Origin of the sequence: Alkaliphilus flagellatus (assembly GCF_018919215.1) — a bacterium.
Taxonomy (GTDB): Bacteria; Bacillota; Clostridia; order Peptostreptococcales; family Natronincolaceae; genus Alkaliphilus_B; species Alkaliphilus_B flagellatus.
Genome location: NZ_JAHLQK010000002.1, coordinates 346,067 through 360,939 on the forward strand (window position 1 = coordinate 346,067; position 14,873 = coordinate 360,939).

General features: G+C 34.1%; 10 protein-coding genes. 7 read left to right on the plus strand and 3 right to left on the minus strand.

Features of this window, described 5'->3' with window-relative positions:
• Positions 1-44 precede the first annotated feature (44 nt).
• A complete protein-coding gene (locus tag KQI88_RS06555) occupies positions 45-1,286 on the plus strand; it encodes an FMN-binding protein (RefSeq protein ID WP_216415552.1) in 1,242 nt (413 codons plus the stop codon).
• Between the two features lie 98 nt (positions 1,287-1,384).
• Here the strand turns inward: KQI88_RS06555 and nhaC are convergent, their stop codons facing one another.
• Positions 1,385-2,794 carry a Na+/H+ antiporter NhaC gene (gene nhaC / locus KQI88_RS06560; protein WP_216415553.1) on the minus strand — a complete coding sequence of 470 codons (1,410 nt, stop codon included), beginning with the start codon at positions 2,792-2,794 and terminating at the stop codon, positions 1,385-1,387.
• 536 nt (positions 2,795-3,330) lie between these two features.
• Here nhaC and nuoE point away from each other — a divergent pair.
• The 3 genes from nuoE to KQI88_RS06575 are packed head-to-tail and all read left to right on the plus strand — an operon-like array spanning position 3,331 to position 9,220.
• Positions 3,331-3,861 carry an NADH-quinone oxidoreductase subunit NuoE gene (nuoE, locus tag KQI88_RS06565; RefSeq protein ID WP_216415554.1) on the plus strand — a complete coding sequence of 177 codons (531 nt, stop codon included), beginning with the start codon at positions 3,331-3,333 and terminating at the stop codon, positions 3,859-3,861.
• Positions 3,862-3,864: 3 nt separating this feature from the next.
• The gene (locus KQI88_RS06570) at positions 3,865-5,619 is read left to right on the plus strand and encodes an NADH-quinone oxidoreductase subunit NuoF (protein WP_216415555.1); all 1,755 of its coding nucleotides are present in this window, start codon (positions 3,865-3,867) and stop codon (positions 5,617-5,619) included.
• Positions 5,620-5,641: 22 nt separating this feature from the next.
• Positions 5,642-9,220 (plus strand): molybdopterin-dependent oxidoreductase, encoded by a 3,579-nt coding sequence (locus KQI88_RS06575; RefSeq protein ID WP_216415556.1) that lies wholly within the window; start codon positions 5,642-5,644, stop codon positions 9,218-9,220.
• 75 nt (positions 9,221-9,295) lie between these two features.
• Here the strand turns inward: KQI88_RS06575 and KQI88_RS06580 are convergent, their stop codons facing one another.
• Positions 9,296-10,525 (minus strand): S8/S53 family peptidase, encoded by a 1,230-nt coding sequence (locus KQI88_RS06580; protein WP_216415557.1) that lies wholly within the window; start codon positions 10,523-10,525, stop codon positions 9,296-9,298.
• A 341-nt stretch (positions 10,526-10,866) separates the two neighbouring features.
• Here KQI88_RS06580 and KQI88_RS06585 point away from each other — a divergent pair, with 341 nt between their 5' ends.
• Both KQI88_RS06585 and KQI88_RS06590 read left to right on the plus strand, forming a co-directional pair.
• Positions 10,867-12,369, plus strand: a complete 1,503-nt coding sequence (locus KQI88_RS06585) for a leucyl aminopeptidase (RefSeq protein WP_216415558.1) — start codon at positions 10,867-10,869, stop codon at positions 12,367-12,369.
• Positions 12,370-12,589: 220 nt separating this feature from the next.
• Positions 12,590-12,769, plus strand: coding sequence for a hypothetical protein (locus KQI88_RS06590; protein ID WP_216415559.1), 180 nt, complete (start codon positions 12,590-12,592; stop codon positions 12,767-12,769).
• A gap of 121 nt (positions 12,770-12,890) precedes the next feature.
• Here the strand turns inward: KQI88_RS06590 and KQI88_RS06595 are convergent, their stop codons facing one another.
• A complete protein-coding gene (locus tag KQI88_RS06595) occupies positions 12,891-13,052 on the minus strand; it encodes a hypothetical protein (RefSeq protein WP_212381595.1) in 162 nt (53 codons plus the stop codon).
• A gap of 334 nt (positions 13,053-13,386) precedes the next feature.
• On the opposite strand from KQI88_RS06595, the gene KQI88_RS06600 reads away from it, so the two are divergent.
• Positions 13,387-14,820: an N-acetylmuramoyl-L-alanine amidase gene (locus KQI88_RS06600; RefSeq protein ID WP_216415560.1), complete on the plus strand. Its 1,434-nt coding sequence runs from the start codon at positions 13,387-13,389 to the stop codon at positions 14,818-14,820.
• Positions 14,821-14,873 lie beyond the last annotated feature (53 nt).

Below are 14,873 nucleotides of genomic sequence, written 5' to 3' on the forward strand. Positions count from 1 at the left end.
GATATAGTGTGATACAATTATAACAATTTTGGAGGTGTCTAGTTGTGGATAAACAACAAAAAATTGCACTTATTTTAATGCCTATATTAGCAATTGGTATTTTGGCAGGCGGAATGTTTATGTCAGGTAAAGCGAATCCAGCTTCAGCTGCTACTTATACAGACGGTGTATACGAAGGTGAAGGAGAAGGATTCGCAGGAGCAATTAAAGTTAAGGTTACAGTAGAAGGTGGAAAGATTGCTTCTATAGAGCTATTAGAGCATGGTGAAACAGAAGGAATCGGCGACAAGGGAGCAGAAGCAGTTATTGCAAGCATTGTTGCAGAGCAAAAAACAGATGTGGATGTATCATCTGGAGCTACATTCTCAAGTAATGGTGTAATGGAAGCTGTTAAAAATGCTTTAGCTGGTGCTGGAGGATCACAAAGCTTTACAGATGGAGAGTTTGAAGGTGAAGCAGAAGGATTCCACGGAGTTCTTAAGCTTAAAGTTAAAGTAGATGGCGGAAAGATCACTTCTATAGAATTATTAGAGCATGGCGAAACTGAAGGGATCGGTGACGTAGGAGCTCAAGAAGTTATTGATAGAATTATTGCAGAACAAAAAATAGATGTTGATGTATCAACTGGAGCTACATTCTCAAGTAATGCTGTAATGGAAGCTGTTAAAAATGCTTTAGCAGGAGGAACTGGTGGGGCAGAAGAAACTGTTGAAGAAATTGAATTTATTGATGGAGTTTATGAAGGAGCTGCAGAAGGCTTCCATGGAGATATTAAAGTTAAAGTAGAAGTTAAAGATGGAAAGCTTGTAATTGTAGAGGTTTTAGAGCAGGATGAAACAGAAGGAATCGGTGATGTTGCTTTAGAAGAACTTGCAAAAAATATGGTTACAGAGCAAAATATTGAAATTGACAATGTATCAGGAGCAACTTTCTCAAGCAAAGGAATTAAAGAAGCTGTTAAAAATGCTTTATTATCTGCTGGTTCTGCAGAAACTGTAGAAGCTGTTGAGGAAATTGAATTTGTTGATGGAGTTTATGAAGGAGCTGCTGAAGGCTTCCATGGAGATGTTAAAGTAAAGGTTGAAGTTAAAGACGGAAAGCTTGCTAAAGTAGAAATTTTAGAGCAAAGTGAAACAGAGGGAATTGGTGATGTTGCCCTAGAAGAATTAGCAAATGCTATGGTTGAAAAGCAAACTGTTGAAGTTGATGATGTATCAGGAGCGACTTTCTCAAGTACAGGAATTAAAGAAGCTGTTAAAAGTGCATTAAAAAGTACATCTAAATAAATAAGAATACTTAAATAAATAAGAATACTAAAAAAACCTCGAAGAAGCTCGAGGTTTTTTTAGTATCTAGAATTCGATACAATGTTATTAGATAATCCTTATTTACTTACTGCCCTTTTTTTTTCATTATTATCTACCTTGGTAATACTAAATCCAGTATATCCATAAATTATAGCAACAATAGGATTAATTATATTTAAGAAAGCAAATGGTGCAAATGCAAATGGTGAAACTAATAGAGCACTGTGCATAAAAGCTCCACAGGTGTTCCAAGGTATTAATGCTGATGTTAAAGTACCTGCATCCTCTAAGGTTCTTGATAATACTTTAGGATGAATTCCCCTTTCATCATAAACATCTTTGTACATTCTACCAGGTATTACGATTGATAGATACTGGTCTGCAGCAAGGAAGTTAACTGCTATACTAGTTAAAATAGTAGCTGTAATTAATGAACCTGTACTGTTGGCAAATCTTAAAATATTATTCCCAATAGCTTGAAGCATTCCGGTTTTTTCCATAATACCGCCAAATGTCATAGCTAATAAAATTAGGGAAACTGTCCACATCATAGAGTCTAATCCACCACGGTTTAAAAGCTCATCAACCATTTCAACACCACTTTCAATTTCGAAACCATAGTGAGCAGCATTTATAATATCTCCTATGTTGGACTTTTGGAATATGGCAGCAAATATACCACCAATTGTAGTACCCGCAATTAAGCCTGGTAGTGCAGGAATTTTAAGTACTACTAAAATAATAACTATAACTGGTGGAAGTAAGAGTAAAGGTGAAATATTAAAGTTGCTTGATATTCCATTTAAAATAATATCGATATTAGCTGTATCTAGTACTTGCCCTGAATATTTAATACCTATAATACCATATAAAATTAGTGCTATTATAAAGCTAGGAAGAGTAGTATAAAGCATATGCTGTATATGCTCAAATAGTGTAGTTCCTGCCATTGCAGGTGCTAGATTTGTAGTATCTGAAAGAGGTGACATCTTATCTCCAAAGTATGCACCTGAAACAATTGCACCGGCTACTATTTCCATAGGTATACCTAATCCTTGACCAACTCCCATAAGTGCTATACCTACAGTACCGGCTGTAGTCCAAGAACTACCTGTAGCTAGAGAAACTATGGCACATATGATTGATGTAGCTACTAAGAATATTCCAGGTGATAAAATCTTTAATCCGTAATAAATCATTGTAGGAACTGTGCCACTTAAAATCCAAACCCCAATTACAGTACCTATTATCATTAATATTAATATAGCTTGCATTGCCATTTGAATAGTTTCAATTGATCCCTTTTCTATCTCATCCCATTTATATCCTAATGAGAATATAGCTATTCCAGCAGCTACTACAATAGCAACAATTATAGGAATATGAGGATCCGCTTCAAACTTTGTAATTGCTATAAATAAGGATGCTACCAATACAGCAATAGGGATTAAAGCATGAACAAGCGTGGCTTCTTTTTTTGTTTTCATAAAAATAAATTCCTCCCCCAAAATAATGTTAATTAATTAACTATTCTGTTTTAATAATTAAGCTATATTTTAAATCCAATCCTCCCTTCCAAAATACGTAAATTAATACTCTGCTTAAGTTAAGTTATCATCTAGCCCGAACCCTAACTCCTGTGATTTAAAGAGGTAGACTTTATTTAAGTTTTTCTACTTGATACAAAAGTTTTAAAAAAACTGGCTATTGAATCAAGTATAATTATAAATATATTACTATAAGTTTATAGAAAATTCAAACATATTTTTAAATAGATGATATATTAAAAGCAAAAGATATACTTCCAAAAATAAGAAGATTACTTAACCTAAAAGTCGTTTACAAGATTTTAGTACCATGTTATTATATAGTTGAAATGTTTTAAATGGTCAGTCAACGTTTATTTTTTAACTATTTATTAAGATAAAGCTTAGAGGATATTAATAGGTTATTGAAGTTTTTGTAGAATAAAATATATTTTTATACTACAAAAACACATCTATGTTGGAAGGAGTGGGGATAAATGGCTTGTTGTGAAGAAAAAAAGGATTATAAGAGCACAGCAAATGTTACAGTCCAGGATGAGGGCAAGTTGGCATCAATTCTTAGTAAGTATGAGGGGAAAAAAGGGAGTCTTATTAGCATTTTACAAGATGTTCAGGAGCACTATAACTATTTACCAATAGATGCTCTAAACTATATAGCTAAGAAGACTGGTATTAAGCCTGCTAAGATACATGGCGTTGCTACATTCTATACTCAATTTCGGTTAAAACCAGTAGGTGAAAATTTAATAATGCTTTGTCAAGGTACCGCCTGTCATGTAAATGGATCTAAGGGTATTGAGGAAGCAATTAATGAAGAATTAAAAATAAAAGACGGAGAAACAACAGAAGATAATTTATTCACTTTAATAAATGTAGCCTGTCTAGGTTGTTGTAGCCTATCACCAGTAATGATGATAAATGATGAAACATATGGTAAGTTAACACCAGAAAAAACAAAGAGCATTATTAGGGAAATTAAGGATAAACAACAAATAAAGGGGGCTTAATATATGAAAATTATTGTGGGGCAAGGTAGCTGTGGGATAGCTGCCGGTGCTAATAAAGTATATGATGCCATAGCAGAAGAAATAAAAAGTATGAATATAGATGTAGAGCTAACTACTACTGGCTGCATAGGAATGTGCTATTTAGAACCAATTGTAGATTTTATTGATGATAATGGAGAAAAAACAGTTTTTGTAAAAGTTGATGCTAAAATGGCTAAGGAAATTGTTAATGGTATAGCTCAAAATAACGAGAACTCAAATAAGTATTTAATAGATGAGATTGATAAAGGTATTCTATCTAAACAAAAACGTGTGGCTTTAAAAAACTGTGGAGTAATCAATCCAGAAAGTATTGATGAATATATAGCTTCTGGCGGATATAAGGCTCTTAAAAAATGTCTTGAAAGTATGACCCCAGAGGATGTTATAGAAGAGATTAAAATTGCAGGGTTAAAGGGAAGAGGAGGAGCAGGTTTTCCAACATGGTTTAAGTGGAATGCAGCAAAGCAATCTCCAGGGAATGTTAAATACGTGGTTTGTAATGCAGACGAAGGTGATCCAGGCGCCTTTATGGATAGGAGTATATTAGAAGGTGATCCTCATAATTTAATAGAGGGAATGATAATAAACGGATATGCAATAGGAGCTTCGGAGGGAATTGTTTATGTAAGAGCCGAGTATCCATTGGCTATAAAACGATTAAATAATGCAATAGAACAAGCTAGAATTAGAGGTTATTTAGGAAAAAACATTTTTGGATTAGATAAATTTGATTTTGATTTAAGAATTAAAGCAGGTGCAGGGGCATTTGTATGTGGGGAGGAAACAGCACTTATTGAGTCTCTACAAGGTGAGAGAGGTATGCCTAGATTAAAGCCTCCCTTCCCAGCACAAAAAGGCTATTGGGATAAGCCTACTAATATTAATAATGTTGAAACCTTTGCAAATGTACCGTGGATATTAGCAAACGGTGGAAGTGCATTTTCTTCTATGGGTACAGAAAATAGTAAAGGGACAAAAGTTTTTGCTCTAACTGGCAAAATTAATAAAGGTGGACTAGTCGAAGTTCCTATGGGAATACCTCTAAGGGAAGTAATATTTGATATAGGTGGAGGGATTATCGACAATAAACAGTTTAAGGCAGTACAAATGGGTGGGCCATCTGGAGGATGTATACCTGCTAATCTTTTAGATACATCAGTGGACTATGAGTCTATTTCTAGAGTAGGAGCTATTATGGGTTCTGGCGGTATGGTTGTTATGGATGAAACAACCTGTATGGTAGATATGGCAAGATTTTTCCTAGACTTTACCCGTAAAGAATCCTGTGGAAAGTGTATTCACTGTAGAATAGGTACAAAAAGGATGCTAGAGATATTAAACAGAATTTGTGAGGGTGAAGGACGAGAAGGAGACATCGAACTTTTAGAAGATCTAGGAGAAAAAATAAAGGAAGGATCCTTATGTGGACTAGGTCAATCAGCACCAAATCCAGTACTAAGCACTATTAGGTACTTTAGAGATGAATATGAGCGTCATATTAATGATAAGAAGTGTCCCGCTAAGCAATGTACTAATTTATTAGAATATATGATTTTAGATGATAAATGTATTGGATGTGGTCTTTGTAAACGGAACTGCCCTGTTAATGCTATTGCAGGAGAACGTAAAGAAGCTCATAAAATTAACCAAGAAATATGTATTAAGTGTGGTAAGTGTTATGAAGTTTGCAAGTTTAGCGCAGTGACAGTTGACTAATACACATAGGGGGGAATAAAAAATGCCTAATATTAGGATGAATATAAATGGTACCGAAGTAATTGGACATAAGGGACAGACTATTTTAGAAGTAGCAAAAGCTAACAACATTGAAATTCCCACACTTTGCTATGATGAAAGAGTTAAGATATATGGTTCCTGTGGGCTTTGTGTTGTTGAAGTAGAAGGCACACCTAAGCTTTTAAGAGCCTGTGCTACAGAAGCTGCTGATGGTATGATAGTTGCTACTAATACGCAAAGAGTTAAGGGGTCAAGGAAGATTGCCTTAGAACTACTTTTATCAGATCACGTTGGAGATTGTAGACCACCTTGCGTTTTAGCCTGTCCGGCGGGTACAGATTGTCAAGGATATGTAGGGCTTATTGCCAATGGACAATATAAAGAAGCAGTAGAATTAATAAAGGAAAAACTACCACTACCAGCTAGCATAGGTAGAGTTTGTCCTCATCCTTGTGAAACTGCCTGTAGAAGACAAACCTTAGATGATCCAATTTCAATTGCTTGGTTAAAGAGCTTTGTAGCGGACATTGATCTAAAAGACCCTAATGTATTTATGCCAGAAATGAAACCATCTACAGGTAAAAGCGTAGCTATTATCGGTGGAGGGCCAAGTGGACTTACTGCTGCCTACTATTTAGCTAAAGAAGGGCATAAACCAGTTATATACGAGGCAATGCCAGAGCTTGGTGGTATGCTAAGATACGGTATTCCACAATATAGATTACCAAAGGAAGTCTTAAATAAGGAAATTGATATTATTAAAAAAATGGGAGTAGAAATGCTAACCAATATTAAAATTGGTAAAGACATAGACCTAACTCATTTAAGAGAAAATTACGATGGGGTATATGTTGCAATAGGTGCATGGAACAGTACAAAGCTTAACTGTGCTGGAGAAGACCTACAAGGAGTTATTGGAGGAATAGACTTTTTAAGTAAATTTGCAGTTAATGAGCCTATTAGAATAGGTGAAAGGGTGGCAGTAGTTGGTGGTGGAAATACAGCTATGGATGCTTGTAGAACAGCCATCAGATTAGGTGCAAAAGAAGTCTATAACATATATAGAAGAACAAAGGATGAAATGCCTGCAGAAGCGGTAGAAATAGAAGAAGCAGAAGAAGAAGGAGTTAACTTCAAGTTTTTAGTTAATCCTATCGAAATAATAGGAGAAAATGGGAAAGTGTCTAAAGTAAGACTTCAAAAAATGAAGTTAGGTGAGCCAGATGAAAGAGGCAGAAGAAGACCGATTCCAATAGAAGGTGAAGAAGATATAATCGAAGTAGATTCTGTTATAGCTGCAATAGGCCAACAGGTAGATATAAAAGGTTTTGAAGATATTTCACTGACTAGATGGGGAACTATTTATGCCGATGAAAACTCGTTCCTTACAAATTTACCTGGAGTATTTGCAGGAGGAGATGCTACTAATAAAGGTCCTGATATTGCTATTACTGCAATTGGAGAAGGAAAGAAAGCGGCAGATATAATTTGTAAATATTTAGAAGGCAGAGTTATTCCCTATGAAAATCCTTTCTATGTGACTAGAGATAATGTACCAGAAGAAGAATTTGCTCATATAAAAAGAGAATATAGACCTAAAATGTCTCATTTAGCACCAGAGGTAAGAAAGAAAAATTTTGAGGAAATCGTTACAGGATATACAGAGGAAGATGCTAAAAGAGATGCTATGCGTTGTTTAGAGTGTGGTTGCCATGATGTATTCGAATGTAAGTTGTTAGAATACTCTAATGAATATAAAGTAGAACCCCAAAGATTATCTGGAGAAATGCACTATCGTCAAGAGGATGATGGGCATCCGTTCATCATTAGAAATTCTGATAAATGTATTTTATGTGGACTTTGTGTTAGGGTTTGTGATGAAGTTGTAGGTGCTACTGCTCTTGGACTTTTAAATAGAGGCTTCGATACTATAGTTCAACCAGCTTTTGATCTGCCTTTAAAGGATACAGATTGTGTAAGTTGTGGTCAGTGTATAAGTGTATGTCCTACTGGAGCATTGCAAGAAAGATTAACTATAGAGAAATCTGTACCTCTTGTTACTAAAACAACTCATACGGTTTGTTCACATTGTAGTGTGGGTTGTAATATGGATTTAAATACTAAAGGAGATCTATTAGTTAGGGCATTACCTAGAAAAGAAAATCCTTTAGACGATGAGCTTCTTTGTGCAAAGGGACGTTTTGGTTTTGATGGAGCTCAAGCTGGAAAGAGAATAACTAAGCCATTAATTAGAAAAGAAGGAAAGTTAGAAGAAGTAACCTGGGATGAGGCTCTACTGTATACAGCTAAAAAGGCACAAAGCTTAGGGCTTTTATATGGTAGCAATTCTTTAGCTGTTTCCGTTTCAGACAGATATACAAACGAAGAAATTTATTTAATATCTAAGTTTGGTAAAGATGTATTGAAAACTCAAAACATAGGTTCCTTCAATAATACTGTGAGTGGACTTGAAGATGTTTTAGGTTATGATGCATCTACTAACACATTTGATGAGTTAACTGGAGCAGAAACCATTGTTCTTGTTGGATCCAACATTATGAAAAATCACCCTATAGCAGGATTTAAGATTAAAAAAGCTATAGAGCAAGGAGCTAAATTAATAGTAATAAATCCTGAAAAAACTAAAATAGACGGTATGGCTCATATTAAGGTTAATCCTTCTAATAGTACGCTATTTTTAAAGGAAATCTTGAATGCTCTTATTAATGGTGGTTTTGCACCTAAGGCTAATAGTTGTCAAGGATTTGAGGAACTAAAGGAAAGTTTATCAAATGTTCAAATTAGTCCTCAAGCTGCTGATATTGCACAAATATATGGAAAATCTAAAAGGGCTATAATCCTATTTGAGCAGAAGAATATTACCTCTGATGCTGCAGCGCTTTTAGCGAATATGGCAGTTTTAAGTGGACATATTGGCAAGCCACGTAGTGGTATTATTCAATTAAAGCAAAACAATAATAGTCAAGGGCTTAAAGACATGGGAGTTTCTAAAGGCTATAAAGAGTTAGAAAAATCTATAGACAATAAAGATATTAGAGGTCTACTAGTATTTGGAGAAGATATACCCCATATTGACCTTAATAACTTAGATTTTCTAATGGTTCAGGATACCCATCTTACAGATACAGCTGAAAAGGCAGATGTAGTTTTACCTGCTGTAAGCTTTGCGGAATCCAGCGGAACCTACACTAATACTGAGAGAAGAATACAAAGATTAAATAGAGCCATTAAGCCACTTGTTGAATACGAAAATTGGCAGGTAATTGTAAAACTTGCAAACACATTAAATAAAGACTTTGAGTATTATAGTCCAGCTGAAATATTACAAGAGATTGAAATGACAAAACCAGAATATTTTGGACTAAACAAGGTAGATGGCAAAGATGCATTCTGGCCAATAAATGGTAGTAGAGTATTGTATGGAAATGGATTTAATTTTACAGATGGTAAGGCAAGACTTAAAGTTGTAGAGGATGGTAAGTTATTTGTAAATAATATAAACACAAATAATTTAACAAATGCCTTTATACAGTATTTAGAAAAAGAAGAGCTTATATAAAAACATAGCCCTCCACATTTAAATATGGAGGGCTATGTTTTGCATAGTAGCAAAAAATCACAGACTGTGTTTACTTTACATTTTAGATTCTAAATCGGTTACTAGTTCTAATGGAGATATTATGTTTCCTAACTTATATTGTTTATCATTTTTTTGCAGTGTGATTGTTTTCCCTGTTCTTAGAGCTTTAGACAAAAATGTAGCTGGGGTAATGTCCGGATTAACTTGACAAGCTAAAGCATATAATCCTGCCATATAAGGTATGGACCAGCTTACACCTCCTTGTCGATAAAATGCATAGTCCTCTATACCAGTAGGGCTTGCTGTTACCCTTGAGTCTGATGGCATTAATAATACATCTTGGGGTAAGCGAAGGGATCCATCATAAAAGCCCTTAGCTATATGTAGATTTGGTTCATAGGAAGAAAACTCATTAGGGTTGCTTAAAGGGCTTCTACCTAAGTGACCTATGAAATAACCATTGTAGGTTTCTTGTAAGCCAGCTGAAACAACAAATATACCTTGTTTTTTTGCCTCTTTTACAGCCTCCATAACTTCAGTATATCCTTCTTCGCCTTCATGCCAAGCTACTGAAATTGAAATAACTCTGATCTTATTTTCCTCTGGAAGAAGTTCATTTATTTCTAAAACTCTATTTATGGCCTGAGCCAACCATGTAAAGTTCAATTCAGTGATATTGTTTTTAATTTCACTATTAGGTGCTGCAATGTAATAGAGGTCAGCCTCTGGTGCAACACCTACACTTTTACCAACTGCAATGGAAGCCACAGCTGGACCATGCATTTCTGCTTCCTCACTAACCTTATGTATTTCTTCGTAGAACTTAAGGTTATCCTTATATTCTACATGGTCAACAAGAAGTACTTGGTCTATAATTGCTATACCAATCCCTTTACCTGTTATTCCTTTTTTATGTAACTCATTTACTTGGAGTCCTGGATTTTTACCAAATTCTATTATTTTATCAATATCAAAATCCTTAGGAAGTTTTTCAGGCCATTTCGTTTTACTATCAAAATCTGCATACATTAAATCATTAATTCTATCTTCAATATCTAAATTTGATAAATCGGTGCTTCTTAAATCAAGCTGCCATAAAAGGTCTAAATCCCAATCCAATGAGGACAACTCATCAAGCTTTCCTCTGTCATAGTTTGCTACCTTTGGATGTTTTGTAATTTGAATTTCGGTTTCGAGAGATTTATCTGTCATATCCACTTTAGCACTACATGATGTCATAATAATGGACAAAGCTAGAATAAAAATAAAGACTATTTTTCTCATTTAAATACCCCTTTCTGTTACTCCTGTAATTGACTAGTATTTTTTATTATAATTTTATATTGTATGTTAAGTGTAATTCGATTTTTTAAAACTAATTCCTCTAATTATTTGAAAAATTAAAATTTAAATGCAATACTTTTTATTTTGGTATATTTGAAGGATTAAAGGGTATTAATGTAGAAGAAAGATTATAAAGAAAACTTGGTCCAAAGAGAGTTTTAACTCTCTTTGGACCATAGTTGTACTTATCTCGAGGATGTAGTGCTTGACATCCCGCTCATAGAAGCGGGAGTCTTAGCAATACACCGAATATGAAAATTATTTATGATGGAGGTTTTCGAATGAAGGTGCAAGTAATTAAAGATCAAATTAAAGATGTTATGACTGATGCAATAATCATTGGTATTTATGAAGGTGTAAAAAGCTTAAGTAGTGCATTACATAGCATTGATGAGCAACTAGGTGGCATTATTTCAGAAATGATCAGCAATGAGTCCTTTAAAGGAAAAGAGGGAGAAACCTTATTGGTGCATAGTCTTGGTAAGGTTCCAGCTAAGAAAATACTGTTATTAGGACTTGGACAGGAAGAAAACCTTAAGGAAGATACTATACGTAGATTAGTGGCTAAGGCAGTTAAGGAAGTAGAAAAAGTTAAAGCAACCACAGTTGCAATTATGCCTATAGGTTTAGATAGAAATATTGCTGCTGAGATGGTTGGACAGTGCATTATGGAAGGGGCAATGTTAGCATTATATAAATTTAATAAATATAAAACAACTGATAAAAGCGGATCAGAATTGGGTATAAAAGAATTATACATACTAAATGAAGATGTATCAGCAAATGAGCGACTAGAAAAAGGAATTGGAGTAGGAGAAAAACTAGCAAATGGTACTATTATAGCTAGAGATCTTGTTAATGAACCAAGTAATGTATTAACACCGACAGCAATGGCTAATAAAGCTATTGAAATTGCAAATAGACATGGTCTTGAAGTTAGCATTCTAGAAAGAGAAGATATGGAAAAGTTAGGAATGGGAAGCTTCTTAGGAGTAACTAAAGGAAGTGAAGAACCACCTAAATTAATAGCTATAAAATATTTTGGTAACAAAAATAATGATGAAATCATAGGATTAGTAGGAAAAGGATTAACTTTTGATTCTGGTGGAATATCCTTAAAGCCAGGTGCAGGAATGGATGAAATGAAGAATGATATGGGTGGAGGTGCTTCCGTATTAGGTGCGATGGATGTAATCGGAGCTCTTAAGCCAAAAGTTAATGTTATTGGTATAGTAGGTGCTTGTGAGAATATGCCTTCAGGTAAAGCTTATAAGCCAGGAGATATTCTAACTTCTATGGATGGAAAAACAATAGAAGTACTGAATACTGATGCAGAAGGTCGACTAGTTCTTATTGACTGTATCACATATGCCATACAGCAAGGAGCTACAAAATTAGTAGATTTAGCTACATTAACAGGAGCTTGTATTGTTGCTCTAGGTAATATAACAACGGCTCTCATTTCCAATAATGATGATTTTGTAAAACAGGTAGAGAAAGCAGCTGAAAATGCAGGAGAAAGGGTATGGCAATTACCTTCATTTCCAGAGTATAAGGAATTAATTAAAAGTGATATAGCAGACCTTAAGAATGTTGGAGTTAGAGGAGCTGGTACAATTACTGCAGGATTATTCCTAGGAGAATTTGTGGGAGAGCGTCCTTGGGTGCATATGGATATTGCTGGTACAGTTATGACATCTAGCGATAAAGGCTACAATGTTAAAGGTGCAACTGGTGTAGCTGTAAGAACACTTTACCATTTGGTAAAATCTATGGAAAAGTAAAATAAAAATAATTTGGATGTTTGTATATAAATGTAATATACTAATAAGGCTATAGTCAAAATACTATAGCCTTAATTAAACTATATATCCAGAAGGAGGAAAAATTATGAATATAAATTTAACTGATTCTGCTAGAGAAGAAATATTAAAACAAAATGCAAAGGATAAGGGTGTAAGAATATATGTAGCGTCTATGGGCTGAGCGGGCCCCAGCTTTTCATTGTCTCTGGAAGAGGCAACAGAAACAGATGTAGAAACAGATGTAAATGGTATAAAATTTGTAGTTGATAAAGATCTTCATAAGCGTTTTGGAGCTGTTAAGGTGGATTACGGCACTAAGATGTTTAGAAAAGGCTTTATGATTTCCTTAGAAAGCGACGATGGTGGAGGTTGTCACTAGTAAGTTTTTAAAGGTGTGAAGTTTGTGTAAATTTTAAAAATCACGATATGTGTAAATAAAAAAGTCGAATTGATATATTATCAATTCGACTTTTTAACGTAATAAATCTTTATTGACATTTTTAGCTAACACAAATAGGATGTGCTGACCCGTCTTCTAATATTCTGAAAAGTTGAAGCTGATCCTTTCTAGAGTAGAAAATTTCCACAAAACAATTACTACAAAAATATCTAGACTTACTTAGTTTTCCAGTATTCTCATTACCGCATATAGGGCACTTCATTTTAATTCCTCCTGTTCTTTAAAACAGTAATATATTTATATTATATCATTCTGAAATGAAAATTTTGCAACTCGAAATAATTGGTTAAAATATTGCCATTAATATCATTATAATATAAAAAGTTAAATTCTGGCAAGATAAAAATAAAAATATCATACATTATATGCTACAAAAACAGTAGTTATGCACAATGAAAACAGCTTTCTCATATTATATATTACAATAACCCTATACTTAGCCTATGGCTTTTAAAATTACTATATACAAGTAGTTATAGAGTGGGGGAAGTTGATGTAAATAAAAAGCATATTGCGAAAGACTAGGAGGGTTAAATTTGTATGATGAAAGTAGAGAAGTTTATATAAATATATATGATAAAAAAGCTGACAAAATAGTGATAAATGAACTGGAGGAACTGGTGAAACAGTTAGTGGCATGGAGTATTCCACTAAACTTTCATATAGAGGCTTTAAAGTGTCAAAGCATTATTATGAGAACTAAGTTAGTTAGACAAATGAGAGCTTATGGAGGATGTGGTGTAAGTCAGCAGAAGGAAGCTGATATTTTAATGGAGAATTTTGTAGGAGTTATACCGCTAGAGCGGTATAAAGAAATATGGGGGAGAGATTACGAAGATTATGTTAAAAAGATAGAAGCAGCTGTAATGGAGACCAAAGGGTCTGTTTTACTATTTAATAATAAGCCGATTGATGCGAGGGCTCATCTAGTATGTGGAGGATCTACAGAAAATAGCGAAAATGTTGAGGGCAATGTTGTTCAGTATTTAAGAAAAGTACTTTGTAATCATTGTCAAAACAGCCCGTATTCTTTAAACTATAAGGATATTCCTATAGAAGAGGTAGAAAATAAATTAGGAGTAAAGCTAACTAATGATGAGGTTTTGAAGGATACTACTATTGATAATATTATTGATGATGTTCTTAGGGATGAGCAAAATAGAGTAACAAAAATAAAAATTGGTGGTAAAGAGTTTAAAGGAAAAGAAGTAATGGATATTTTGAATATAAATTCAACTAGATTTGGATGGAGACCACAAATAATGCGCTTTTTTACGATAGGTAAGGGCGATGGTTTAGGTCTTTGTCAGTATGGTGCAAATAATATGGCCTGTGAGGGTAGTTCGGCAGAAGAAATTTTAAAATATTATTATACAGGGATTGAAATTAAAAAAATACAAAATCCATGTATAAATATGCCCTTAAAAGGGAAACTAGTAGTGATTGATCCTGCCCATGGTGGTGAAGATAGTGATGATCATGTTGGAAGCCAAGGATTAAGAGAAAAAGATGTTAACCTATCTATAGCTTTACACTTAGAAAAGGAACTTCAAAGTTTAGGCGCAGAGGTTTATTTAACTAGACGAGAAGATATTGTTGTACATTTAAATGATAGAGCTCAAATGGCCAATAGTATTGCACCTCATTTCTTTATTAGTATTCATCAAAATTATTTTAATCATCCTTCTAAATCTGGAACAGAAATTTATTATTTCCGAGGAGATACAGTTGCTAAAGAACTTGCAAGAGAAATAATGACTGCATTGACAGAGGAGATTGAGACTCTGGATAAAGGTATAAAGCCAGCTGACTTTTTCCTATTAAGGGAAGTTATTGTTAGTTCTATCCATGTGGAAGTAGCCTACATCTCTAATTTTGCAGAAGAAAAGATGCTAATGGATGATAGCTTTAGAAAGAGAGCTGCTAAATCCATCGCAAAGGGATTTGTTAATTTCTATAGATATATTTAGTTAAAATAAAATAAGAGAATTAACAATTCTCTTACTTTATGTATAATAAATAT